Origin of the sequence: Corallococcus terminator (assembly GCF_003611635.1) — a bacterium.
GTDB classification, from domain to species: Bacteria; Myxococcota; Myxococcia; order Myxococcales; family Myxococcaceae; genus Corallococcus; species Corallococcus terminator.
On the sequence record NZ_RAVZ01000008.1, the window covers coordinates 31,401 to 57,084 of the forward strand.

Genomic DNA, 25,684 nt, shown 5'->3' on the forward strand with positions numbered 1-25,684 from the left:
GGGTGGCAGCGCATGGACCAGTTGCAGGAGGTTCGACGGAACAGGGCGGCCCTGGCGGCTTCCGAGCGCGTGGAGACCCTCATGCTGGAGGGCGAGCTAGGCGAGGAGGAACTCACCCAGTTGTGCGAGGACCTGATGCACAAGCTGCACCGGGGCATCCGCCAGGTGGTGGTGGACTTCGCGGACGTGTCGCATCTGAACTACCGGGGCGTGCGCCCGCTGATGGCCCGCACGGAGACGTTCCGCCGCGCCGGTGGCGACGTGAAGCTGTCCGGGCTGTCGCCGTACCTGGCCGCCATCTTCCGCGCGGCCGGCGCCCACGACACCTTCGAGCTGTACCCGCACATGAACGATGCCCGGGCCGCCTTCTCGCTCGCGCGCGCTCCCTTCGTCTGACCGCCCCCTGACCCCCGTGGACTTCCACCACCAGACCGTCCTGCTCCACGAGACGGTGGACGTCCTGCTCCCGAAAGAGGGCAAGGTGATCCTCGACGGCACCCTCGGAGGCGGCGGCCACACCGAAGCGCTCCTCGCCCGGGGCGCCACGGTGGTGGGCGTGGACCGCGATCCGGTGGCGCTCGCGGCGGCCACCGCCCGCATGGGCGGCAACGCGCGCTTCCAGGCCCGGCAGGGCAACTTCGCGGAGCTTTCGCAAGTTGCTCAGGATCTGCTGCCCGTGGACGGCGTGTTGGTGGACCTGGGCGTGTCCTCGCCCCAGTTGGATGTGGCCGAGCGCGGCTTCTCCTTCATGAAGGACGGCCCGCTGGACATGCGCATGGGCGACACCGGCCCCACCGCCGCGGAGCTCATCGCCATCACCGACGAGCGCGACCTGGCGCAGATCCTCCGCGACTACGGGGAAGAGCCCTTCGCGCGGCCCATCGCCCGGGAGCTCAAGCGCGCGCTGCCCCAGCGCACGCTGGAGGCCGCGGAGGTGGTGAAGCGCGCGGTGCCGCGCAAGGCGTGGCCCGACCGCATCCACGTGGCCACCCGCACGTTCCAGGCGCTGCGCATGGCGGTGAACGGGGAGCTGGAGGCGCTGGACGCGCTCTTGGCGTCCCTGCCGACGCTGCTCAAGGTGGGCGGCCGCGCCGCGGTCATCTCCTTCCACTCCCTGGAGGACCGCAAGGTGAAGGAAGCCTTCAAGGCCCTGGTGGGAGGGTGCACGTGTCCGCCGGGCTTCCCGGTGTGCGTGTGCAACAGCCAGGGCAACTTCGCCCTCGTGTCCAAGAAGGCCGTCGCGGCTTCCGATGCGGAAGTCGAGGCCAACCCCCGCTCTCGCAGCGCGCACCTGCGCGCGGTGGAGAAAGTCCGATGAGCAAGGCCCTCCCCCGCAACACCGTGTCCTTGGCGGGCGTGCTGATGCACCTGCTGCCCGCCGTGTTCCTCTTCACGCTCTTCGCCGCCGTGGGCATCCTCCACGTCACGAGCCGCGTGCTGGTGGTGGACATGGGCTACCGCCTGTCCAACGCGGAGGGCGACAGCCGCTCGCTGACCCGGGAGAACGACCGACTCAAGCTGGAGCTGGCCACGCTCAAGGCGCCGGGCCGCCTGGAGCGCGTGGCGCGCGAGCAGTTGGGCATGGCGATGCCCCGGAGCGGCGCGGTGGTGTCCGTGGCCGATGACCGCGTGAAGGATGCGCGCACCGCGCAGGCCCGTTCGTCGGCGCCGGGCGTGCGCGTGGCGGAGCGGGGTGCGCAGCGGTGAGGGACTTCAAGAGCGCGCGGGCTCCCGAATCGAACGCGAAGTGGCTCAAGCTGCGGGTCCAGCTCCTGTTCGGGCTGTTCCTCGCGCTCCTGGGCACCGCGTTCGCCCGCGCGGTCTACCTCCAGGTCTTCCAGCAGGAGAAGCTGCGCGGCCTGGCGCAGGACCAGTACGTCCGGCACATCGACATCCCGGCCCGTCGCGGAGACATCTTCGACCGGCGCGGCACGCCGCTCGCCCAGAGCGTGGAGGTGGACTCCATCTGGGTGGACCCGTCCATGCTCCCCGACGTGCGGCAGGCGGCGCGGCTGCTCGCGAAGGCCGTGCACCTGGACCCCAACGACGTCGCCTCGCGCATCGGCCGCGCCCGGCGCTTCGCGTGGGTGAAGCGTCAGGCGAAGCCGCAGGAAGTGGAGGCCGTGAAGGCGCTGGGGCTTCCGGGCCTGGGCTTCACCAAGGAGCCCAAGCGCTTCTATCCCCAGCGAGAGCTGGGCGCGCACATCGTCGGCATGGTGGGCACCGACGGCAACGGCCTGGAGGGCCTGGAGCTGGCGTTCCAGGACGAACTGTCCGGCCAGAACTCGCGCACCTCCGGCTTCCGCGACGCCAAGGGCCGCAAGCTGATGGTGCAGGGCGCGTTGGATCCGCTGGAGCGCCAGGGCGCCGCGGTGACGCTGACGCTGGACCGCCACCTCCAGTACGTGGCGGAGAAGGCGCTCGCGAAGGCGGTGGATGACGCGAAGGCCATCGCCGGCATGGCGGTGGTGTTGGACCCTCGCACCGGGGAGCTGCTGGCGCTGGCCAACAACCCGCGCTTCAACCCCAACACGCCGGAAGACGGCGTGAAGAACGCCATCCGCAACCGCGCCGCGCTGGACGCCTTCGAGCCCGGCTCCACGATGAAGGCCTTCGTGGTGGCCGCCGCGCTGGAAGAGAAGGTCATCACCCCGGAGACGCTGACCTTCTGTGAGAACGGCGCCTTCCGCATCGGTCGCCACACCATCAACGACACCCACCCGCACGGGTGGCTGACGCCGCAGGGCATCCTCCAGGTGTCCTCCAACATCGGCGCCGCGAAGGTCGCGGACGCCCTGGGCCGCGAGAAGATGGTCGCCGCCTACCACGCCTTCGGCTTCGCGGAGCGCACGGGGCTGGCGCTGACCGGGGAGAGCCGGGGCATCATCCCGTTTCCGAAATCGGACATCTCGCTGGCCACCCAATCCTTCGGCCAGGGCATGACCTCCACCGCCGTTCAGTTGGCGGCGGCCTACGGCGCGCTGGCCAACGACGGCGTGCTGATGCGCCCGTACCTGGTCTCCAAGGTGGTGGACCCGGACGGCGTGGTGCTGCTGGAAAACCAGCCCACCGAGCTTCGCCGGGTCGTTTCCCAGAGGGTGGCGCGGCAGGTCGTGGGCATGCTTGAAAGCGTGATGGTCAAGGGAGGAACCGCTCCCAAGGGCGCCATGGAGGACTACCGCGTGGCCGGAAAGACGGGCACCGCCCAGAAGGCGGACCCCGTGGCACGTGGGTATTCCGACAAACGCATCGCGTCTTTTGCGGGCATGGTGCCGGCCGAGGCCCCGCGCGCCGTGATTCTCGTGGTAGTGGACGAACCGAAAACGGACGTATACGGGGGGAACGTGGCTGCCCCCGCCTTCAAGGAAATCGCTACCGCCGCCATGGCCCACCTGGCCGTGCCACCGTCTCGTACGGTGGCACCCGCCGAGGTGGCCGCGGCCGCCGCGCTTCCGGTGCCCCCTCCGGCATCGAAGGCATTGGCGAAGGCCGTCCCTGTACGGGCCGTCCTGGCGGAAGCAGTGACCGAGTCCCCGGAGCCCGGCACGGTACGTGTGCCGGACGTCCAGGGTCAGGCGGGACGCGAAGCCGTGGTGAAGTTGCTTGCCGCGGCGTTGGAGCCACAGCTGCAAGGCAGTGGACGAGTGGTGTCTCAAACCCCCCCCGCCGGTGCGCTGGTGGAGAAGGGGGCCCGGGTGACGCTGGAACTGGCGACGCGGCAATGAGGCCGTGTCCATTCCAGGCCCCGCATCAGCAATGCGTGTGAAGGGGAAGAGATGAAGCTGACGGATGTCCTCGCAGGGTGTGGAGCCGAGCAGACCTCGGGCGGCCGTTCCGCGGTCGACGTCACGGGAGTGACGCAGGATTCGCGGCGCGTGAAGCCGGGGGACCTCTTCATCGCCGTGCCCGGCCTGAAGGAAGACGGGGCCCAGTTCATCGGTGAGGCCGTGTCTCGCGGTGCCGTGGCGGTGGTGTCGGAGAAGCAGGGGCAGTCCTCGCAGGTGCCGTTCTTCAAGGTGAGCAGCGCGCGCAAGGCGCTGGCCCTCATCGCGGCGAACTTCTACGGCCGCCCCGCCGACAAGCTGACGCTCCTGGGCGTCACCGGAACGAACGGGAAGACGACGACGACGTACCTCCTGGAGGCCATCCTCGCGACGGCCGCCATGTACTCGGGCTCCTCTGCCCCGGGTGTCATCGGGACGCTGGGCTACAAGTTCGGCGGCAAGACGACGGAGCTGGCCAACACCACGCCGGATCCGCTGGAGCTGCACCGCATCTTCCGCGAGATGGTGGATGCCGGTGTGGAGAACGTGGTCATGGAGGTCTCCAGCCACGCGCTCGCGCAGGAGCGCGTGCACGGGCTGACCTTCAAGGCCGTGGGCTTCAGCAACCTGTCGCGCGACCACCTGGACTACCACAAGGACCTGGAGGAGTACTTCCAGGTCAAGCGCAAGCTCTTCGCGGAGAACCTGGCCGCCACGGGCACCGCGGTGGTCAACGGCGACGACGCCTTCGCCAGCCGCATCTACAACGAGCTGCGTGGCCAGAAGCGCATGGCGTGGAAGTTCAGCCGCCTGGGGCCCGGTGAGATTTCGGCCTCGGACGCGACCTTCTCGCTCAAGGGCATCGAAGCCACCGTGAAGTCGCCCGCGGGCGACATCAAGGTGAAGAGCAAGCTCTTGGGGCCCCACAACCTGGAGAACATCCTCCTGGCGGCGGGCATCGCGTTGGGCGCGGGCATCTCCCGTGCGGACGTGAAGAGCGGCATCGAGCTGGTCTCCAAGGTGTCCGGCCGCATGGACCGCGCGGAGAACCACCGGGGCGGTCCCGCTCCGGCCGTGCTCGTGGACTACGCGCACACGGATGACGCGCTCAAGCGCTCCATCGAAGCGGCGCGCACGCTGGCCAAGGGCCGCGTCATCGTCGTCTTCGGCTGCGGCGGCGACCGCGACAAGGGCAAGCGCCCGCTGATGGGCACGGTGGCCGCGGAGGGCGCCGACCTGGTGCTGGTGACCAGCGACAACCCCCGCACGGAGGACCCCGAGGCCATCATCGCGGAGGTCACTCCGGGCCTGGAGAAGGGCGGCCTGCGCCGCATCTCCGAGGGCAAGGCGAAGGTCGGGGAGAAGGGCTACCTCGTGGACGCGGACCGCCGCGTCGCCATCGAGAAGGCCATCAACCTGGCCAAGGACGACGACGTCGTCCTCATCGCCGGCAAGGGCCACGAGACCTACCAGACGGTGGGCTCCGAGAAGCACGCCTTCGACGACCGCGAGGTCGCCGCGAAGGCGCTGGCCAACCGCATCCCGGGCTGACCTCAAGGCCGAACGCCACCCCCTTCATGGCCGCTCGATTCTCCGACGATGAGGTGGTGCAGGCGACCGGGGCGACCCGCCGCGGGGATGCAGTCCCCGCGGGGTTTCCGGACGTCTGCACCGACACGCGGTCGCTCACCCCGGGGTGCCTGTTCGTGGCGCTCCAGGGCGAGCGTTTCGACGCCCACGACTTCGTGGACGGCGCCATGCGCGCCGGGGCCGCGGGGGCGGTGGTGAAGAAGGGCAGGGCGCTTCCAGCCCTGCCCGCCCACTTCACGCTGTACGAGGTGGAGGACACCCTGGCCGCGCTCGGCGGCCTGGGCGCGCTGCACCGCCGTCGCTTCCGCATCCCGGTGGCGGCGGTGGGGGGCTCCAACGGGAAGACGACCACCAAGGAGATGGTGGGCGCCATCCTGGCCACGCGAGGCCCGGCGCTGAAGACGGAAGGCAACTTCAACAACGAGATTGGTGTCCCGCTGACGCTCTTCCGGCTGGAGCCGTCCCACGTGGCGGCGGTCATCGAAGTGGGGATGAACCAGCCGGGTGAAATCGAGCGGCTGACGCGCCGGGTGCAACCCGACGCGGGCGTCATCACCGTCGTCCAGCCGGAGCACCTGGAAGGGCTGGGCAGCCTCCAGGGCGTGGCCGAGGCGGAGGGCGAGCTCTTCCGGGAGCTGCTGCCCCAGGCCACCGCGGTGGTGAACCTGGACGACGAACACATCGTGCACCAGGCCGCGCGCAGTGGCGCGAAGCACCTGACGTTTGGCCGCGCGGAGGCTGCCGACGTGCGGCTCACCGGCATCCAGACGCTGGGCCGCGATGGCATGGTGGCCACGGTCCGCTACGCCCAGAAGGACTGGCCGGTGCGCCTGCACTTCGTGGGGCCGCACAACGCGCAGAACGCGACAGCGGCGTTCGCGACGGCGCTGGCGCTGGGCTACTCCCCCGAGGAGTGCGTGCGGGGCCTGGAGTCGGCGCGGCCGTACGCGCGGCGGCTCAACATCGTGGACGGCCAGCACGGCGTGACGGTGGTGGACGACTGCTACAACGCCAACCCCGCTTCGATGGAGGCGGCGCTCGTCACGCTGGGCACGCTGGTGCCCCAGGGCGGACGCGCGGTGGCGGTGCTGGGCGACATGCTGGAGCTGGGCGCGGGCGAGGCGGAGGAGCATGCGAAGCTGGGCACGCTCGTCGCGAAGCACGCTTCGCTGGTGGCGTTCTTCGGGCCCCGGTCCGAGGGCGGGCTCCAGAACGCGAAGCTGGGAGAATCCGCCGCGCACTTCACCGACGTGGAGCCCTTGGTCGCGTGGTTGACGCCCCGGCTCAACACGGGTGACGTGGTGCTGGTGAAGGCCAGTCGCGGCATGCGACTGGAGCGCGTGGTGGCCGCCCTGACGGGCACGGCCGCCCCCAAAGGGAGTCACTAAGTGCTGTACCTCCTGTACGAGCTCATCCAGAACACCGAGGCCGGGCGCGTCCTCAACTTCCTGCGCTACCCGACCTTCCGCATCATCGCCGCGGGCGTCTTCGCCCTGCTCCTGGGGATGCTCATCGGTCCGCGCCTCATCGCGCGCCTGCGCCTGAAGCAGCACGGGCAGAGCAACGTGCGCGAGGACACGCCGGACTCGCACCAGAAGAAGAAGGGCACGCCCACCATGGGTGGCGCGCTCATCCTGCTGTGCATCGCGGCGGGCACGCTGCTGTTCGCGGACCTGAAGAGCCGGGGCGTCTGGGTGATGATGCTGCTCACCTTCGGCTACGGCTTCATCGGCTTCCTGGACGACTGGCTCAAGCTGTCCAAGCGCAACTCCAAGGGCTTGGCCGGGCGCAAGAAGATGGTGCTGCAGACCGTCTTCTTCCTCATCGCCGTCTTCGGTCTGATGTGCACCTGGACGCATGCGGACGGCTCGTTCGGGCCCACGCTGCTCATCGACACGCGGCTGACGCTGCCGTTCGTGCCGTCGCGTTGGTTCAACCCGGACCTGGGTTGGTTCTACGTCGTCTTCGCGTGGATCGTCATCGTGGGCACGTCCAACGCGGTGAACCTCACGGACGGCCTGGACGGCCTGGCCATCGTGCCGACCATCGTGTCGGCGGTGACGTTCTGCGTGCTCTGCTACGTGGCGGGCACCACGCTGCACATCGCGGACACGGAGACGGTGAACGGCGTCGCGCGCCTCACCGCCACGCCGCTGTACCGCTACCTGGGCATCCTCCAGGTGCCGGGCGGCGCGGAGCTGGCGGTGTTCTGCGCCAGCATCGTGGGCGCGGGCATCTCCTTCCTCTGGTTCAACACCTATCCGGCGTCCGTGTTCATGGGCGACATCGGCTCGCTCGCGCTGGGCGGTGCGCTGGGCGCGCTGGCGGTGTTCTCCAAGAACGAGGTGGTCTCCGCCATCATCCACGGCATCTTCTTCGCGGAAGCGCTGAGCGTGATGATCCAGGTGGCGTCGTTCAAGATGACAGGCCGCCGTGTGTTCAAGATGGCGCCCGTGCACCACCACTTCGAGCTCAAGGGCATGGCCGAGCCGAAGATCATCGTGCGTTTCTGGATTGTCGCCATCCTCTGTGGTGGCGTCGCCCTGCTGTCCCTGAAACTGCGCTAGTCCAAAAGGGGTCGGTCCCGCCCATGAACGCTTCGCTGTCCGGTCGGAAGGTCGCGGTGTTCGGGCTGGCCAAGAGCGGCGTCGCGGCGCTGCGCCTGCTGCTCCAGCACGGGGCGAAGGTGACGGCGCTGGATGCCCGCTCCGAGGATGCGCTCGGCGACGTGGCGAAGGAGCTGCACGCGAAGGGCGTGACGCTCGTCACCGGCGCCACGCCCGAAGGGCTGCTCACCCGCCAGGACCTGGTGGTCGTGAGCCCGGGCGTGCCGCTGTCGCTGCCGGAGCTGGAGGCCGCGCGCACGTCGGGTGTCCCCGTGTGGGGTGAGATCGAACTCGCGGGGCGCGTCCTGGAGCAGGCCGGCGTCACGCGGCTCTTGGGCATCACTGGCACCAACGGCAAGAGCACCACCACGGCGCTCACCGGGGAGCTGTACGCCCGGGGCGGCCAGCGCACCTTCGTGGGAGGCAACCTGGGCCGTCCGCTGGCGGAGGCCGCGATGGCGCCCGGTGAGTGGGACGCGCTGGTGGTGGAGCTGTCCAGCTTCCAGTTGGAGGGCATCCACACGCTGCGCCCCTACGGCGCGGCCATCCTCAACCTCACGCCGGACCACCTGGACCGCTACGCGAGCCAGGGCGAGTACGGGGCGGCGAAGGCGCGCATCTTCATGAACCAGCAGGCCGGCAGCGACTTCGCGGTGGTGAACGCGGACGACGCGGCGGTGATGACGCTGGCCGCTTCCGCGCGCGTGCCCGTGTATGGCTTCAGCGTCACGGGTCGCCCGGTGGTGGATGCGCCCAGACTCGCGGGGCTCGCGGTGGCCCGTGAGGGTGGCTTCAGCCTGGAGTTCTCCGGCGAGGACTTCGTCCTGCGCAACCGCGCGCTCCGGGGCGCCCACAACGCGCAGAACGCGATGGCGGCCACGCTGCTCGCGCGGCTGGGCGGCGTGTCCCGGGACGCGGTGCAGGCGGGGCTGGATGGCTACCCGGGCCTGCCTCACCGGCTGGAGAGCGTGCGCGTGCTGGACGGCGTGGAGTGGGTGAACGACTCCAAGGCCACCAACGTGGACTCGGTGCTGGTGGCGCTCAAGGCCTTCGCGGGCGGCGTGTGGCTCATCGCGGGCGGCAAGGGCAAGGGCGCGCCGTATGCGCCCATGGTGGAGGCGGGGCAGGGGAAGGTGAAGGGCGTGCTCACCATTGGCCAGGACGCGGATGCGCTCGCGCGGGCCTACGCCAACGACGCCCCGGTGCACGCGTGCGGCACGCTGGACGCGGCGGTGACGAAGGCGCGTGGGCTCGCGGCGGAGGGGGACACGGTCCTCCTGTCGCCCGCGTGCGCGTCGTACGACCAGTTCAAGAACTTCGAGGACCGGGGCGACACGTTCAAGCGCCTCGTCGGAGCGCTCTGACCTTCATGAAGACCTCTCCTCCGACCGTTCCCGTGCGGTTCGACCCCATCCTGCTGTGCGCCGTGCTGGCGCTCGTCTCGCTGGGCCTCGTCATGACGTACTCGGCCAGCGCGGTGCTCGCCCAGGACAAGCTGGGCGACAGCCTGTACTTCCTCAAGCGCCAGTTGGTGGCCGCGGGCCTGGGCGTCGTGGGCATGGCGGTGATGATGAAGCTGGGCTGGCGGCGGCTGGCGCGGCTGGCGTACCCGCTGCTGCTGGTGGCCATCGTGCTGATGGTGCTGGTGGCGATTCCCGGCATCGGCACGACGGCGGGTGGCGCGCGGCGGTGGATCCGCCTGCCGGGCTTCAGCCTCCAGCCGGCGGAGGTGGCCAAGTTCGCGTGGCTCGTCTACCTGTCCTATTCGCTCGCGAAGAAGCGGGAGAAGGTGGCCACGTTCTCCATCGGCTTCCTGCCGCACCTCGCGCTGTGCGGCATCCTGGTGTTCCTGTGCATGCTCCAGCCGGACTTCGGCAGCAGCGTGCTCCTGGTGTTCATGCTCTTCGTGCTGCTGTTCGCGGCGGGCACGAAGCTCAGCTACCTGGTGGGGTCGGTGCTGCTGGCGCTGCCGCTGGCCTTCGTGGCCATCGCGACCAGCCCCTACCGCATGAAGCGCATCCTCGCGTTCATGGACCCGTGGGCCCACCGGCATGACGTGGGCTACCAGGTGGCGGAGTCGCTGATGTCCATCGGCTCCGGCGGCATCACCGGCCTGGGCCTGGGTGACGGCCGGCAGAAGCTGTTCTTCCTGCCGGAGGCGCACACGGACTTCATCTTCTCCATCCTGGGCGAGGAGCTGGGCCTCATCGGCGTGGGGCTGCTCGTGTCCCTGTACGCCATCGTCCTCTGGCGCGGCATCCGCGCGAGCCTCGCGGCCGGAGAGACCTTCGGCACGTACCTGGGCCTGGGCATCAGCTCCATCATCGCGTTCCAGGCCACGGTGAACATGTGCGTGGCCATGGGCCTGTTGCCCACGAAGGGCCTGACGCTGCCGTTCGTGTCCTACGGCGGCACGTCGCTGGTGGTGCTGATGGGCTCCGCGGGCGTGCTGTTGTCGTTGAGCGCGAACACGCAGGGGGCCGCGCGGCCCATCCGGGCGGGTTCGTCGGACCTGCGGGAGGTGACGGCGTGAAGGTGCTCATCGCGGGTGGCGGCACCGGAGGACACCTGTTCCCGGGCATCGCGTTGGCGGAGGAGGTCGTCACGCGCCACCACGCCAACGAGGTCGTCTTCGTGGGCACCGAGCGGGGCTTGGAGGCCCGCGTCGTGCCGAAGGAGGGCTACCCGCTGGAGTTCGTGAAGGTGCAGGGCCTCAAGGGCAAGGGCTTCATCGGCCTGCTCAAGGGCCTCATCGCATTGCCGCTGGCGTTCCTCGCGTCGTTCCGCATCCTGTCGCGCCAGAAGCCGGACGTGGTGGTGGGCGTGGGCGGCTACGCGAGCGGGCCGGTGGTGCTGGCCGCGTGGATGATGGGGATTCCCACCGCCATCCAGGAGCAGAACGCGCTGCCCGGCCTCACCAACAAGATATTGGGCCGCATCGTGAAGGTCGTCTTCACCGCCTTCGAGGAAGCGAAAGCGTTCTTCCCCGAGGCCAAGGTGCAGATGATTGGCAACCCCATCCGCCGCAAGCTGATGGACAACTACCTGCGCAGCAGCGCGGCGCACGAGAAGTTCTCCGTCCTTGTCTTCGGCGGCAGCCTGGGCGCGCGCGGCCTCAACAGCCGGATGCTGGACGCGCTGGATTCGCTGGGCGACCTGAAGGATCAGATCTCCATCGTCCACCAGACGGGCAAGAACGACCTGGAGACGGTGAAGAAGGGCTACGCGGACAAGGGCTTCGGCGCGCAGGCCACGGTGGTGGAGTTCATCGACGACATGTCCTCCGCCTACGCCCAGGCGGACCTGGTCATCTGCCGCGCGGGCGCGACGTCCCTGGCGGAGCTGACGGTGTGCAAGAAGGCCAGCATCCTGGTGCCCTTCCCGCACGCGACGGACAACCACCAGGAAGTGAACGCCCGGGCGCTGGTGGACGCGGGCGCGGCGCTGATGTTCCGCGAGTCGGAGCTCACCGGCCAGAAGCTGGCGGAGACGCTGCGCGGGCTGATGACGGACCCGGTGAAGCTCAAGCAGATGGCCAAGAAGGCCGGCATCCTGGGCCGGCCCGCGGCCGCGAAGGAGCTGGCGGACGTGTGCGTGGACCTGACGACGCAAGCCTGGGGACCCCAGGGCCGCGACCGGGGGCCCAAGGAGCAGAAGGACGCCAAGGATTCGAAGAAGGCACCCGGGAGCAAGGCATGAGCAAGTCCGTCAGCAACAAGCCCGGCAGCCTCTACAAGACGCGCCACGCGGCGCACGTGCACTTCGTGGGCGTGGGCGGCATCGGCATGAGCGGCATCGCGGAGGTGCTGCTCAACCTGGGCTACCGCGTGTCCGGCTCCGACCTGCGCGAGAGCGACATCACCCGCCGGCTCGCGAAGCTGGGCGCCACGCTGTACGAGGGCCACCGCGCGGCGAACCTGGTGCACGCGGACGTGGTGGTCATCTCCTCGGCGGTGCGCAAGGACAACCCGGAGGTGGTGGCGGCGCGCCAGCGCAAGATTCCGGTCATCCCTCGCGCGGAGATGCTCGCGGAGCTGATGCGCCTGAAGTACGCGGTCGCCGTCGCCGGCAGCCACGGCAAGACGACGACGACGTCCATGGTGGCCACGGTGCTGTCCGCGGCGGGCCTGGACCCGACGGCGGTGGTGGGCGGCAAGGTGAACGTGCTCGACTCCAACGCCAAGCTGGGCAAGAGCGAGCTGATGGTGGTGGAGGCCGACGAGTCCGACGGCAGCTTCCTCAAGCTGCACCCGTCCATCGCGGTCGTCACCAACATCGACCCGGAGCACATGGACCACTACGGCAACCTGGAGACGCTCCAGTCCGCCTTCGTGGAGTTCTGCAACCGGGTTCCCTTCTACGGCCTCAACGTGCTGTGCCTGGACAACCCCAACGTCCAGGCCCTGTTGCCGCGCATCGAGAAGCGCTTCGTCACCTACGGCAGCTCGCACATGGCGGACTACCGGCTGGAAGGCATCACGCTGGACGGCTTCACCACGACCTTCCGCGCGTTCCGCCGCGAAGAGGACCTGGGGGAGTTCCGCGTGCGCATGGTGGGCGCGCACAACGCCTTCAACGCCCTGGCCGTCGTGGCCATCGCGGAGGAGATGGACATCCCGCTGGAGACGGTGCGCGGCGCACTGGCCGAGTTCGGTGGCGTGCAGCGCCGCTTCACCGTGCGCGGCGAGGTGGGCGGCATCACCGTGGTGGACGACTACGGGCACCACCCCACGGAGGTGATGGCCACGCTGTCGGGCGCGCGCCGGGCCTTCGGGCGCCGGGTGGTGGCCGCCTTCCAGCCGCACCGCTACACGCGCACGCATGACCTGATGAAGGAGTTCGCCACGTCGTTCAACGACGCGGACGTCCTCTTCGTCACCAGCGTGTACGCGGCGGGCGAGGAGCCCATCCCGGGCGCCACCGGGGACGCGCTGGCGGAGGCCATCCGCGCGCACGGGCACCGCGACGTGACGTTCGTGGAGAAGCGCGCGGACGTGGCCAAGGCGCTCCAGGAGCGCGTGCGCGAAGGCGACCTGGTGCTGACGCTGGGCGCCGGGGACATCACCCAGGTGGGCCCGGACCTGCTCAACCTGATGGGTGCGGCGAAGGGCGGGTAGGGGATGGAGGCGGGGGTCGTCACACCGCTCGGGGCGCGCCTGGCGCGGCTGCCGGGCCTGGACGTGAAGCCGGGAGAACCCCTGGCGCCGCTCATCAGCGTGCGCGTGGGCGGTCCGGCCGAGGCCCTGGTGCGTCCCCGTTCAGCGGACGCGCTGGTGGACCTCTTGCGCTTCGCCCGCGACGAGGGTGTCCCCGTCACGGTGCTGGGCGGCGGCGCCAACACGCTGGTGGGCGACGGCGGCGTGCCCGGTATCACGCTCAAGCTGCCCCCGGATTTGTTCCCGGAGGTGCTGGACGTCGGCCCGGCCGAGGGGCGGGTGACGCTGGGGACGGGCGCGGCCATTGCCCGGCTCGTCAACGTGATGCGGGTGCAGGGATTGGTGGGCGCGGAGTTCCTCGCGGGCATTCCCGGCACCCTGGGTGGCGCGGTGACCATGAACGCGGGCACCAAGAACGGCGAGTGCTTCCGCGTGGTGGAGGCCCTGGAGGTCGCCACGGCGGACGGCGTGGGGTGGTTGACGAAAGCGCAGGTGCCCCACACCTACCGTCACGCCACGCTGCCGCCTGGAGGTATCGTCACCCGCGTGCGCTTCGTGCTTCCCAAGGGTGATGTCGTGGCCAGCAAGGCGGCGATGGACGCGGACCTGGGATACCGCAAGCGCACGCAGCCCTTGAGTCAGCCCAACTTCGGCAGCGTGTTCACCAACCCGCCGGGCGACGCCGCCGGGCGGCTGATTGAACTTGTCGGCCTGAAGGGGCACACCCTGGGACGCGCGCAGATTTCCACGCTGCACGCCAATTGGATCGTCAACCTGGGCGGCGCTGCCGCTCGCGACGTGCGGGGCCTCATCACCCTGATGCAGGAGCGGGTGTTGGAAGCCTCGGGCGTTTTAATGCAACCCGAAGTCAAGTTCGTCGGAGCGTTCCTTCCATGACCCTCGGTTCCCGTGGCTTCACCCCGGAAGAGTTGAAGGCCAAGCGCGTGGGCGTGCTGTACGGCGGTCTCTCCTCCGAGCGCGAAGTCTCCCTGCGCACCGGCGCCGCGGTGGCCGGCGCCCTCCGGGGCCTGGGCTACGACGTGGTGGACATCGACGTGGGCAAGGACCTGCCCGCGCGCCTCATCGCGGAGAAGGTGGACGTGGCGTGGCTCGCGCTGCATGGCCGCTTCGGCGAGGACGGCTGCATCCAGGGCCTGCTGGAGGCCATGTTCATCCCCTACACCGGCAGCGGCGTGATGGCCTCCGCGGTGGGCATGGACAAGGTGTACGCCAAGGAGATCTTCGTCTCGCGCGGCATCCCCACGCCCCCCTACCGCGCCTTCGCTTCGGCGGAGGCGGCGCTGGCGCAGGCGGACCGGCTGCCGTTCCCCTTCCCGGTGGTGGTGAAGCCCAGCCGCGAGGGCAGCAGCGTGGGCGTGCACATCTGCAAGACGCGCGAGGACTACGCGGCCGCCGTCGAGGACGCCTCGAAGCACGCCGGCACCCTGCTGGTGGAGCAGTTCATCAAGGGCCGTGAAGTGCAGGGCGGCGTGCTGGACAACGAGGCCCTGGGCGTCATCGAAGTGAAGGCCGCCCGCGAGTTCTACGACTACGAAGCGAAGTACAAGGCCGGCAGCGGCACCCAGTACCTGTTCCCCGCGCCCCTGCCGCCGGACCTCTATGCGCGCGTCAACGAGGTGTCGCTCGCCGCGCACGTGGCGCTGGGGTGTTCGGGCGGCTCCCGCTCGGACGTCATCGTCACGGAAACGGGCGACGTCTTCCTGCTGGAAATCAACACGTTGCCCGGAATGACGGCGTCCAGCCTGCTGCCGAAAATCGCGGCGGGGCGGGGCATCGACTTCCCGGCGCTGTGTGAGCGGCTGCTCCGGGGCGCGTCTCTCAAGGCCTGAGTCGCAGTCTGTCCCCTGGAGTTCCGGCCCCTTGGCGGGCCGGGGTGTCCGTCCGGGCCGCTACAGCGACGTGCCTGTAGCCAAAAACTGGCGTCAAGCAGTGTCCGCACGCAGCATGCGCATCCCTCCCCATGGCCTTCGGTAAGAACAAGAAACGCCGGCACCAGGACGCCGCATCGCGCAACACCGCGGTGAAGGGCGCCGTGCGCTCGCATGGGCCCCGGGTGGCGAAGGCGTTGGGGCTGACGGTGGCGACGGCGGCGCTGGTGTGGGGCAGCATCGAACTGCGCGCCTGGGCGCGGGTGTCTCCGCGCTTCGCGCTGGAGTCCGTGACGTTCACCGGGCTGGAGCGGGCCTCGCGCCCGGAGCTGTTGAAGCTGTCGGGGCTGGCGGCGGGGCAGAACCTGTGGTCGCTGGACGCGGCGGCGCTGGCGAAGGCCATGGGCCAGCACCCCTGGGTGCGCACGGTGGAGGTGACGCGGCGGTTTCCGCGTGGGGTGTCGGTGGAGGTGTCGGAGCATGCGCCAGCGGCACTGGTGGTGCTGGGCGACCTGTACGTGCTGGACGAGGAGGGCGAGCCCTTCAAGCGCGTCACCCCGGGGGACGGGCTGGACCTGCCGCTCGTCACGGGGTTGGAGCGCGACGCGTACGTCGCGGACGCGGACGCGGTGCGTGCGCGCTTCCGCGAGGCTTTGGATGTAACCCGTGCTTATGCACGGCTGTTGCCGGGGCGATCCGAGCGTCTGTCCGAGGTGCGCCTGGAGAACAGCGGGCTTGCGCTGGTGACGGCGACGGGGCAGGAGGTGCGCCTCGGCGCGGGCGATACGGAAGTCAAGCTCCAGCGGCTGGCGCGCGTTCGTCGCGAGCTCAGCACAAGGGGGCTTGCGGCCGAGATCATTCGCCTGGATAACCGTGCCCGACCGGGTTGGGTGGCGGTGAGGCTTTCGAGCGGGTCCGACTCCGTCAGGAGCGGGGGCTCGACGCAGTGAGGATGCTTCCTTCACGAGAGTGAAGGGGCCTGGGAGGTTTCATGGCGAAGCAGAAGTCGGGGGAGATCATCGTCGGCCTCGACATCGGCACGACGAAGATCTGCGCCATCGTCGGCGAGCTGACCGATAGCGGGATCGACATCATCGGCATCGGCACGCATCCGTCGAAGGGATTGCGCAAGGGCGTCGTGGTGAACATCGAGGCCACGGTGTCGTCCATCCGGCGCGCCGTGGAGGAAGCCGAATTGATGGCCGGGGCGGAGATCTCCCACGTGTACACGGGGATCGCCGGCGGCCACATCAAGGGCTTCAACTCCCAGGGCATCGTCGCGGTGAAGGACAAGGAGGTCCGCGAGGCGGACATCGCGCGCGTCATCGACGCCGCGAAGGCGGTGGCCATCCCCCTGGACCGGGAGGTCATCCACGTCCTGCCCCAGGAGTTCATCATCGACGACCAGGGCGGCATCAAGGAGCCCCTGGGCATGGCCGGCGTGCGCCTGGAGGCGAAGGTGCACATCGTCACGGGCGCCGTCTCCAGCGCGCAGAACATCGTCAAGTGCGCGAACCGCACGGGGCTCAATGTCTCCGACATCGTGCTCCAGCCGCTGGCCTCCGCGGAGGCGGTGCTGAGCGAGGACGAGAAGGAGCTGGGCGTGTGCCTCGTCGACATCGGCGGCGGCACCACGGACATCGCCATCTTCTCCGGCGGCTCCATTGTCCACACGGCCGTGATTGCCCTGGGCGGCAACAACCTGACGAGCGACATCGCCATCGGCCTGCGCACCCCCGCGCACGAGGCCGAGCGCATCAAGCAGAAGTACGGCTGCGCGCTCGCGTCCATGATCAACAAGGACGAGACGATCGAAGTGCCCAGCGTGGGCGGCCGTCAGCCGCGCGTCCTGGGCCGGCAGATCCTCTCGGAGATTCTCGAGCCGCGCGTGGAGGAGATCTTCCAACTCGTCCACCGCGAAATCCAGAAGTGCGGCTACGAGGACCTGCTCGCGTCCGGCATCGTCATCACGGGCGGCTCCACGCTGCTCGCGGGCATGCCGGAGCTGGCCGAAGAGGTGCTGGGCCTGCCGGTGCGCCGGGGCATGCCGCGCGGCATCGGCGGTCTGGTGGACGTGGTGAAGAGCCCCATGTACGCGACGGGCGTGGGCCTGGTCGTCTACGGCGCCCGGCACATGGACCGCCGCATGTTCCGCAACCGCGAGGACAGCAACGTCTACAAGAAGGTGAAGGGCCGGATGCGCGAGTGGCTGGAAGAGATCTTCTAGCAACACCCGGCGTGATGCCGCGCTGAGTCAGGGCTCCCTTCGGGGGGCCCTTTCGCGTTCCTGGGGGGACGTGGGGGGTAGGGCGGACGCGTCAACGGCGCACGCTGACGCGTCAGGAAGCGACGCGGGAAGTAGTTCCAGATTCTGGAATCTGGATCCACCTTCCGGACGCCGCTCGTAAGGACGCTGGGCAAGCCGCGCAAGTGCCCGGATTTGGTGGGAATGAAAATCCGACAGAGGATGGCGCCCGGCTTGCTAGGGGGGCTTCAGGCCCTCGGAACCATCCCGCTGTTCCCGCGAGCCCCTGACCTTATGACTCCACAAAAGATGATGCGGTTGCTGACGCCCCTTCCGGGAGTTCGCCGCTCCGCCGCGGGCCTCCTGGCCCTGCTGTGCGCCGTGTTCATGGCGCCGCCGGCGATGGCCGAACCGGACACGTTCGGCCTGGGCAACGGCCACAACGGCGCGCTGACCGTCAACGCCGCCAACACGGTGGTCAACACGTACGCCCGGCTGACCGCCAATGCCCCCGTGGCCCAGACGTTCGTCGCCGTGACGGACACCACGGGCTTCGCCGTCGGCGACCTGGTCATGGTGTACCAGTCCACGGGCTTCACCGGCACGGTGACCTCGGGCGCGGCGGGCCCGTTCGACTTCAACGCGAACGCGGTGGGCAACTGGCAATTCGTGCGTGTGACGGCGCTGACGGGCACGCGCCTGACCTTCACGGGCACGCCGCTCACGGCGGCGTTCACGGGTGGCACGAGCGCGACGGCCACTCGAACGTCGGCACAGGCCATCCGAGTGCCCGAGTACACGACGGTGACCATCAACGCGGGCGCGAGCATCGTGGCCCGGCCGTGGTCCAGCGCGGACATCAACGACAACGTGGGTGGCATCGCCATCTTCTTCGCCACGGGGGCGGTGCAGAACAACGGCACCATCTCCGCCACGGGCGCGGGATTCCGCGGCGCGGATTACTTCAACGGTGACGGCGATAACTGCCCCGCCACCGCATTGGACCTGGCCAATCCCGAGGGGGCCATGAAGGGCGAGGGGCTCGTGCCGGCCCGCTACAAGCCGCCCACGGTGTTCCTGCAGACCGCGCCCCTCTCGGGCCGGGGTAACACCCTCAACGCCGGTGGTGGTGGTGTGTGCCACAACTCTGGTGGCGGCGGTGGTGGCAACGGCGGTGCGGGTGGCATCGGTGGTCGGACGTGGACGGGTGACACCGGCCCGGCGCGCGCGGTGGGTGGCCTGCCCGGTGGCCGGATGCTCTTCAGCCCGGCGACGCGCGCCCTCTTCGGAGGCGGTGGCGGTTCTGGTCATGGCAATGACGGCACGGGCACCGGCGGCGGCAATGCGGGTGGCATCGTGTTCGTGCGCGGCGCGTCGCTCGCGGGAGCGGGCAGCATCACGGCGGACGGCGTTGGGGCGCTCGCCTCCGAGAACGACGCGGCGGGTGGTGGTGGCGCGGGCGGTACCCTTTCCCTGCGGTTCACGGGCGCCCTGTCCTGCTCCGGCGCGCTGTCCGCGAAGGGTGGCAATGGCGGTAACAGCATCTTCGTTGCGTCGCCACACGGCACAGGCGGCGGTGGTGGTGGTGGCAACATCCACTTGCAGGCCAGCTCCTACTCCTGCCCCCCGTCCGTCGCGGGAGGACTCGCGGGCACCCAACCCACGGCCTCGGCTCCGGATGGTGCGACCTACGGCTCGGTGCCGGGCAACCCGGGTGTCATCACCATGGGCCCGGCTCCCACGGTGCTGACGCCGGCCAATGGTTCGTCCACGTCGAACACCACGCCCCCCATCACGGGGACGACGCCGAGCCCGAATCAGACCGTCCGCATCTACATCGACGGCCAGCCGCAGGCCGTGACGGTGACGTCCGATGCGGCGGGCAACTTCACCTTCACGCCGTCGACACCGCTGAGCCTGGCGGCGCACACCGTTTATGCGGTCACGGTGACCAGTGGCGTCGAGAGCGCCCCGAGCAACACCAACACCTTCACGGTGACGGGCGCGCCGACGCCGACGGTGGCCATCACCACTCCGGCCAACGGCTCGACGGTTAGCAACCCCACGGTGACGGTGAGCGGTACGGCCGCGAACGCGACCTCCGTGACGGTGACGTTCCAGGGCACCAACTACGGTCCCATCACGGTGACCGGCGGCGCTTGGAGCCAGGCGCTCCCGGGTCCGCTGGCCAACGGCACGTACACGGTGACGGCGGTCTCCACGAACGGCACGACGAACAGCACCCAGGCGTCCTCCACCTTCACGGTGGCGGGCCCGACGGTGGCCATCAGCACCCCGGCCAACGGCTCGACGGTGACGAACCCGAACGTGACGGTGACGGGTACGGCCGCGAACGCGACCTCCGTGACGGTGACGTTCCAGGGCACCAACTACGGCCCCATCACGGTGACCGGCGGTAACTGGAGCCAGGCGCTCCCGGGCCCGCTGGCCAATGGCACGTACACGGTGACGGCGGTCTCCACGAATGGCACGACGAACAGCACCGCGGCCTCCTCCACCTTCACGGTGAACGTGCCGGCGCCGACGGTGGCCATCACCACGCCGGCCAACGGCGCGACGGTCACCAACCCCACGGTGACGGTGACGGGTACGGCCGCGAACGCGACCACTGTCACGGTGACCTTCCAGGGCACGAACTACGGCCCCATCACGGTGACCGGCGGTAACTGGAGCCAGGCGCTCCCGGGCCCGCTGGCCAATGGCACGTACACCGTGACGGCGGTCTCCACGAATACCTACGGCACGAACAGCACCACGGCGTCCTCCACCTTCACTGTGGCGGGGCCCACGGTGGCCATCAGCACCCCGGCGAACGGCTCGACGGTGACGAACCCGAATGTGACGGTGACGGGCACGGCCGCGAACGCGACCTCCGTGACGATCACCTTCCAGGGCACCAACTACGGTCCCATCGCAGTGACGGGCGGCGCCTGGAGCCAGGCGCTCCCGGGCCCGCTGGCCAACGGCACGTACACGGTGACGGCGGTCTCCACGAACGGCACGACGAACAGCTCCACGGCGACCTCCACCTTCACGGTGGCGGTCCCCGCGACGCCCACGGTAGCCATTAGCACCCCGGCCAACGGCTCCACGACGACCAACCCGAACGTGACGGTGACAGGCACGGCCACGAACGCGACGAGCGTGACGGTCACGTTCCAGGGCACCAACTACGGTCCCATCACGGTGACCGGCGGCAACTGGAGCCAGGCGCTGCCCGGCCCCCTGGCCGATGGCACGTACACCGTGACGGCGGTGTCCACGAACGGCACGACCAACAGCACCACGGCGACCTCCACCTTCACGGTGGATCAGACGGCTCCGGCGGTGGCCATCAGCACGCCGGCCAACGGCTCCACCATCAACACCCCCACGGTGACGGTGACGGGCACGACCTCCGGTGGCGCTTCGTTCGTGACGCTCACCTTCGACAACACGAGCTACGGCCCCATCGCGGTGGATGCCTCGGGTAACTGGAGCTACACGTTGCCGGGTCCGCTGGCCGAGGACTCCTACACCGTGACGGCCACGTCCACGGACGCGGCGGGCAACACCAGCCCCACCGCGACGACCAACTTCACCCTGGACCTGACGGCCCCGACGGTCGCCATCAGCACGCCGGCCGACGGCTCCACGATTGGTACCTCCACCGTGACGGTGACGGGTACGTCCACGGGCGCGACGTCCGTGACGCTGACCTTCGAGGGCACCAACTACGGCCCCATCGCGGTGGATGCGTCCGGCAACTGGAGCTTCCAGCCTCCGGTCACGCTGACCGAACAGTCGTACACCGTCACGGCCGTGTCCGCGGACGCGGCGGGCAACGAGAGCACGCCCGCGACCTCCACCTTCACGGTGGACCTGACCGGACCGTCGGTGGCCATCAGCACGCCGGCCAATGGCACGTCCGTCGGCACCGACACGGTGACGGTGACGGGCACGACCGGCGGTGGCGCGACGTTCGTGACGCTCACCTTCGAGGGTGCGGAGTACGGCCCCATCGCGGTGGATGCCTCCGGCAACTGGAGCCAGGCGCTGCCCGGCCCCCTGACCGAGGGCTCGTACACCGTGACCGTGGTGGCCGAGGACGCTTCGGGCAACGAGAGCCCCCCCGCGACCTCCACCTTCACGGTGGACCTGACGCCCCCGACGGTGGCCATCAGCACGCCGGTGGACGGCACGGTCCTCAACTCCGACACCGTGACGGTGACGGGCACCTCCACGGGCGCCACGTCCGTGACGCTCACCTACGGCGGTACGAACTACGGCCCCATCCCGGTGGATGGCGCGGGCAACTGGAGCTACCTGCTGCCCCTGAGCTTCACCGATGGCACGTACACCGTGACCGCGGTGTCCACGGACGCGGCGGGCAACGAGAGCTCGCCTGACGACACCACCTTCGAGGTGGACCTGACGGCGCCCACGGTCGACATCACCGCGCCCGCCGACGGCGCGGTGGTCAACACGAACACGGTGACGGTGACGGGCACCTCCACGGGCGCCACGTCCGTGACGCTGACCTTCGAGGGCACGGACTACTCCGTCCCCGTGGATGCGGCGGGCAACTGGACCTTCACGACCCCGGGGACCCTGACCGATGGCACCACGTACACCGCGACCGCGGTGGCCGTGGACGCGGCGGGCAACGAGAGCGCGCCCGAGAGCACCACCTTCACGGTGGACCTGACCGCGCCGACGGTCGCCATCACCACGCCGGCCAATGGTTCCACGGTTGGCACCGACACGGTGACGGTGACGGGTACGTCCACGGGCGCCACGTCCGTGACGGTCACCTTCCAGGGCACCAACTACGGCCCCATCGCGGTGGACGCCTCGGGCAACTGGAGCCAGGTGCTCCCGGGCCCGCTGGCCAACGGCGCGTACACCGTGACCGCGGTGGCCGAGGACGCGGCGGGCAACACCAGCCCCACCGCGACCTCCAGCTTCACGGTGAACGTGACGTCGCCGACGGTGGCCATCACCTCGCCGGCCAATGGTTCGACCCTCACCGCCACCACGGTGACGGTGACGGGCACGTCCGCGAACGCGACGAGCGTGACGGTTACCTTCCAGGGGACCAGCTACGGCCCCATCCCGGTGGACGCTTCGGGCAACTGGAGCCAGGCGCTGCCCGGCCCCCTGTCTGACGGCACGTACACGGTGACGGCGGTGTCCACGGACGGGACGGAGACGAGCTCGACCGCGACCACCTCCTTCACGGTGGATTCGACGGGAACCGTGGACACGGACAACGACGGCCTGCCGGACGCGGAGGAGTCCATCATCGGCACCGATCCGAACAACCCGGACACGGACGGCGACGGCATCCCCGACGGCGTCGAGGTCAAGGTCGGCGGGACGGATCCGCTGGACGACGACTCGGATGACGACGGCATCACCGACGGCAATGAGGACAAGGACCACGACGGCCTCGTCGATGCGGACGAGACGGACCCGAACGAGGCGGACACCGACGGTGACGGCCTGACGGACGGCGTGGAGCTGGGCCTCACCGAGCCCCAGGGCGACGACTCCGACCCGACGAAGTTCGTGGCGGACAAGGACCCCGCGACGAAGACGAACCCGCTGGACGACGACTCGGATGACGACGGCCTCACGGACGGCAACGAGGACGCCAACCACGACGGCTTCGTGGACCCCACGGAGACGGATCCGAACAGCATCGACACGGACGGCGACGGCCTGACGGACGGCCTGGAGCTGGGCCTCACCACGCCGCAGGGCATGGACACCGACCCGACGAAGTTCGTCGTGGACCAGGATCCCGACACGAAGACGAACCCGCTCAACAAGGACACCGACGGTGGCAGCGTGTTCGACGGCATCGAGGACGCGAACCACAACGGCCGCGTGGACGTGCTGGAGACGGATCCGAACAACCCCGCGGATGACAGCGACGCGGACGGCGACGGCATCAGCAACGCGCGGGAGAACGAAGCCGGTACGGATCCGTTCGACGCCGACTCCGACGACGACGGCGTGCCGGACGGCATCGACGGCCTGACCGACACGGACGGCGACGGCATCATCGACGCGCTGGACCCGGACAGCGATAACGACGGCATCAACGACGGTACGGAGCTGGGCGTCACCCGCGAGAACGCGCCTCCGGGCACCGACCAGACGTCTCCGAACTTCAAGCCGGACGCGGATCCTTCGACGAAGACGGATCCGAAGAACCCGGACACGGACGGTGACGGCCTGAAGGACGGCGCGGAAGACGCCAACCACGACGGTCGCCGCGACGCCACGGAGACGGATCCGACGATGAAGGACACCGACCAGGGCGGCATCGACGACGGCACGGAAGTGCAGGGCGGCTCCGATCCGCTCGACGCCAACGACGACTTCCTCGTCGTGGGCCATGGCTGCAGCACGGGTGGGACGGGCTCGCTGGCGCCCTTCGCGCTGATGCTGCTGGCCCTGCCCCTGGTGGGGCGCCGCTTCCGCAAGGCCGGGCAGCTCCTGGCCCGCGCGGGTGGGGCGGTCGCCATGTTCGTGGCCGCGCTCTTCGCGGCCCCGGCAGCCCTGGCCCAGGCCGGGGCGGTGTCGCAGGCCATCGACGTGCAGCAGTACAAGCCGGGTCCGGGCGTGTCGGACGTGCTCGGCATGCACGGCGCGAAGGTGCAGCGGCACCTGGGGTGGAACGTGGGGCTTTCGGTCAACTACGCCGACAAGCCGCTCAACTTCTTCGACCCCCGCAAGGACGAGTACGTCACCTCCCTGGTGAAGAGCCAGGTGGGCGTGGACCTGATGGGCGCGGTGGGCTTCCTCGACCGCTTCGAAATCGGCGTCGTGCTGCCCATCACCATCCAGGGCTCAGAGAACTCGCCGGCGGTGGACCCCTCCTTCGCCAACGGGGTGAGCGGTGGCGGCATCGGCGACCTGCGCCTCATCCCGAAGGCGCGGCTGCTGGAAGGTGAGAGCTACGGCCTGTCGCTGGCGGTGCCCGTGTCACTGCCCACCGGCGGTGCCTCGGACTTCCTCGGCGGGTCGGGCGTGTCCGTGAACCCGCGCCTGGTGGCCGAGTACGGCCGTCGCTTCCGGGTGCTGGCCAACGTGGGCGTGGACCTGCGCAAGTCGCAGCAACTGCGCAACCTGAACACCGGCAGCGCGCTGGCGTACGGGTTGGGCGCGCAGGTGCCGTTCGAACTGGGCAAGGTGCCCCTGGCCGTGGAAGCCACGCTGGCGGGCGCGCTGGGCTTCAAGCAGCAGGATGAAGAGGAGATCCCCCTGGAGCTGCTGGCGGCGCTGAAGTACCGCGCCACCAGTGGGCTCGCCGCCCACGTGGGCGCGGGCCCGGGCCTGACGCACGGCTATGGCACGCCCACCTTCCGCGTGCTCGCGGGCCTCAGCTACAGCACGCCTGACCGTGCCCCGGCGCCTCCCCGGCCGGTGTGCCCGGAAGGTCCGGAGGACTTCGACGGCTTCCAGGACGCGGATGGCTGCGCGGACCCGGATAACGACAACGACGGCATCCCGGACGTGGCGGACAAGTGCCCGAACGAGCCGGAGACGTTCAACAGCTACGAGGACGCCGACGGTTGCCCGGACACGAAGCCCGCGCCGCCTCCGCCCGCGCCGGTGGACACCGACGGTGACGGCCTGATGGATCCGGACGACAAGTGCCCGAACGCGCCCGAGGACAAGGACGGGTTCCAGGACGAGGACGGCTGCCCGGATCCGGACAACGACCGCGACGGCATCCCGGACACGGCGGACAAGTGCCCGCTGGAGCCGGAGACCATCAACGGCGTGGATGACGAGGACGGCTGCCCGGACAAGGGCAAGGTCAAGGTGACCGTCGAGGGTGAGCGCATCTTCATCCTGGAGAAGGTCTACTTCGCCACGAGCAAGGACATCATCCTGCCGCGCTCGTTCCCGCTGCTGAAGCAGGTGGCCGCCGTGCTGCGCGCCAACCCGCAGGTGGAGCTGCTGCGCATCGAGGGTCACACGGACGACCAGGGCAAGGACGCCGCCAACCTGGACCTGTCCAAGCGCCGCGCCGCCAACGTGCGCACGTTCCTGGTGAACGAAGGCATCGCCGCGGAGCGCCTGGAGTCCGAGGGCTTCGGTGAGACCAAGCCGGTGGACACCAACAAGACGGCCGCGGGCCGGGAGAACAACCGCCGCGTGGAGTTCAACATCCTGAAGCTGGGCAAGGTCGAAATCGAGCGTCCGGCCCCGTAGCGCTTCACCGTCGTGCTTGAACGCGAAGGCCCGGTTCCCGTAGAGGGAGCCGGGCCTTTTCGTCATCCGGACCCCGTCTTCACACGTCCCCAGGCGCGCGAGGCACGCCCAACCGACCACGGCGAGTCATGCGCGCGAGTCAAGAGGGCGTTTCACCCACCGACGCGCACGCATGACCGCTTCCGCCGCGCGCGTAAGTGGG

General features: G+C 69.7%; 16 protein-coding genes. All 16 read left to right on the top strand.

Annotated features, from left to right (window positions below):
* Positions 1–12 precede the first annotated feature (12 nt).
* The 16 genes from D7V88_RS02490 (at position 13) to agmC (ending at position 25,482) form a co-directional block, all read left to right on the top strand.
* Positions 13–396: an STAS domain-containing protein gene (locus D7V88_RS02490; RefSeq protein WP_120538971.1), complete on the top strand. Its 384-nt coding sequence runs from the start codon at positions 13–15 to the stop codon at positions 394–396.
* Positions 397–403: 7 nt separating this feature from the next.
* Positions 404–1,318: a 16S rRNA (cytosine(1402)-N(4))-methyltransferase RsmH gene (gene rsmH, locus D7V88_RS02495; protein WP_120538992.1), complete on the top strand. Its 915-nt coding sequence runs from the start codon at positions 404–406 to the stop codon at positions 1,316–1,318.
* Entirely contained in the window at positions 1,315–1,707 is a 393-nt protein-coding gene (locus D7V88_RS02500) for a cell division protein FtsL (RefSeq protein WP_120538972.1), read from the top strand. The genes rsmH and D7V88_RS02500 overlap by 4 nt, the downstream gene beginning before the upstream one ends.
* Positions 1,704–3,725, top strand: coding sequence for a PASTA domain-containing penicillin-binding protein (locus D7V88_RS02505; RefSeq protein ID WP_120538973.1), 2,022 nt, complete (start codon positions 1,704–1,706; stop codon positions 3,723–3,725). Before D7V88_RS02500 ends, D7V88_RS02505 begins: the two co-directional genes overlap by 4 nt.
* A 51-nt stretch (positions 3,726–3,776) precedes the next feature.
* Entirely contained in the window at positions 3,777–5,315 is a 1,539-nt protein-coding gene (locus tag D7V88_RS02510) for a UDP-N-acetylmuramoyl-L-alanyl-D-glutamate--2,6-diaminopimelate ligase (RefSeq protein WP_120538974.1), read from the top strand.
* Between the two features lie 26 nt (positions 5,316–5,341).
* Positions 5,342–6,742, top strand: a complete 1,401-nt coding sequence (locus D7V88_RS02515) for a UDP-N-acetylmuramoyl-tripeptide--D-alanyl-D-alanine ligase (protein WP_120538975.1) — start codon at positions 5,342–5,344, stop codon at positions 6,740–6,742.
* Positions 6,743–7,921, top strand: coding sequence for a phospho-N-acetylmuramoyl-pentapeptide-transferase (gene mraY / locus D7V88_RS02520; protein ID WP_120538976.1), 1,179 nt, complete (start codon positions 6,743–6,745; stop codon positions 7,919–7,921).
* Positions 7,922–7,944: 23 nt separating this feature from the next.
* Positions 7,945–9,324 carry a UDP-N-acetylmuramoyl-L-alanine--D-glutamate ligase gene (gene murD, locus D7V88_RS02525; protein WP_120538977.1) on the top strand — a complete coding sequence of 460 codons (1,380 nt, stop codon included), beginning with the start codon at positions 7,945–7,947 and terminating at the stop codon, positions 9,322–9,324.
* 5 nt (positions 9,325–9,329) lie between these two features.
* Complete coding sequence (gene ftsW, locus D7V88_RS02530; protein ID WP_120538978.1) at positions 9,330–10,493, top strand: putative lipid II flippase FtsW; 1,164 nt, start codon at positions 9,330–9,332, stop codon at positions 10,491–10,493.
* Positions 10,490–11,659, top strand: a complete 1,170-nt coding sequence (gene murG, locus D7V88_RS02535) for an undecaprenyldiphospho-muramoylpentapeptide beta-N-acetylglucosaminyltransferase (protein ID WP_120538979.1) — start codon at positions 10,490–10,492, stop codon at positions 11,657–11,659. Before ftsW ends, murG begins: the two co-directional genes overlap by 4 nt.
* Positions 11,656–13,077, top strand: coding sequence for a UDP-N-acetylmuramate--L-alanine ligase (murC, locus tag D7V88_RS02540; RefSeq protein WP_120538980.1), 1,422 nt, complete (start codon positions 11,656–11,658; stop codon positions 13,075–13,077). The genes murG and murC overlap by 4 nt, the downstream gene beginning before the upstream one ends.
* Positions 13,078–13,080: 3 nt before the next feature.
* Positions 13,081–14,013 (top strand): UDP-N-acetylmuramate dehydrogenase, encoded by a 933-nt coding sequence (gene murB / locus D7V88_RS02545; protein ID WP_120538981.1) that lies wholly within the window; start codon positions 13,081–13,083, stop codon positions 14,011–14,013.
* Positions 14,010–14,966: a D-alanine--D-alanine ligase gene (locus tag D7V88_RS02550; RefSeq protein WP_120538982.1), complete on the top strand. Its 957-nt coding sequence runs from the start codon at positions 14,010–14,012 to the stop codon at positions 14,964–14,966. Before murB ends, D7V88_RS02550 begins: the two co-directional genes overlap by 4 nt.
* 131 nt (positions 14,967–15,097) lie before the next feature.
* The gene (locus D7V88_RS02555) at positions 15,098–15,955 is read left to right on the top strand and encodes a cell division protein FtsQ/DivIB (protein WP_120538983.1); all 858 of its coding nucleotides are present in this window, start codon (positions 15,098–15,100) and stop codon (positions 15,953–15,955) included.
* 41 nt (positions 15,956–15,996) lie between these two features.
* Positions 15,997–17,232 (top strand): cell division protein FtsA, encoded by a 1,236-nt coding sequence (gene ftsA, locus D7V88_RS02560; RefSeq protein ID WP_120532012.1) that lies wholly within the window; start codon positions 15,997–15,999, stop codon positions 17,230–17,232.
* 327 nt (positions 17,233–17,559) lie between these two features.
* Complete coding sequence (agmC, locus tag D7V88_RS02565) at positions 17,560–25,482, top strand: adventurous gliding motility protein AgmC (RefSeq protein WP_244237926.1); 7,923 nt, start codon at positions 17,560–17,562, stop codon at positions 25,480–25,482.
* The last annotated feature ends 202 nt before the right edge of the window (positions 25,483–25,684 follow it).

Bases quoted from the DNA above. Each gene is read 5' to 3' on its own strand.
- ftsW (WP_120538978.1), top strand. From the start codon at position 9,330: ATGAAGACCTCTCCTCCGACCGTTCCCGTGCGGTTCGACCCCATCCTG.
- D7V88_RS02550 (WP_120538982.1), top strand. From the start codon at position 14,010: ATGACCCTCGGTTCCCGTGGCTTCACCCCGGAAGAGTTGAAGGCCAAG.
- ftsA (WP_120532012.1), top strand. From the start codon at position 15,997: ATGGCGAAGCAGAAGTCGGGGGAGATCATCGTCGGCCTCGACATCGGC.
- D7V88_RS02510 (WP_120538974.1), top strand. From the start codon at position 3,777: ATGAAGCTGACGGATGTCCTCGCAGGGTGTGGAGCCGAGCAGACCTCG.
- murC (WP_120538980.1), top strand. From the start codon at position 11,656: ATGAGCAAGTCCGTCAGCAACAAGCCCGGCAGCCTCTACAAGACGCGC.
- D7V88_RS02490 (WP_120538971.1), top strand. From the start codon at position 13: ATGGACCAGTTGCAGGAGGTTCGACGGAACAGGGCGGCCCTGGCGGCT.
- D7V88_RS02515 (WP_120538975.1), top strand. From the start codon at position 5,342: ATGGCCGCTCGATTCTCCGACGATGAGGTGGTGCAGGCGACCGGGGCG.
- murD (WP_120538977.1), top strand. From the start codon at position 7,945: ATGAACGCTTCGCTGTCCGGTCGGAAGGTCGCGGTGTTCGGGCTGGCC.
- murB (WP_120538981.1), top strand. From the start codon at position 13,081: ATGGAGGCGGGGGTCGTCACACCGCTCGGGGCGCGCCTGGCGCGGCTG.
- agmC (WP_244237926.1), top strand. From the start codon at position 17,560: ATGATGCGGTTGCTGACGCCCCTTCCGGGAGTTCGCCGCTCCGCCGCG.
- D7V88_RS02555 (WP_120538983.1), top strand. From the start codon at position 15,098: ATGGCCTTCGGTAAGAACAAGAAACGCCGGCACCAGGACGCCGCATCG.
- D7V88_RS02500 (WP_120538972.1), top strand. From the start codon at position 1,315: ATGAGCAAGGCCCTCCCCCGCAACACCGTGTCCTTGGCGGGCGTGCTG.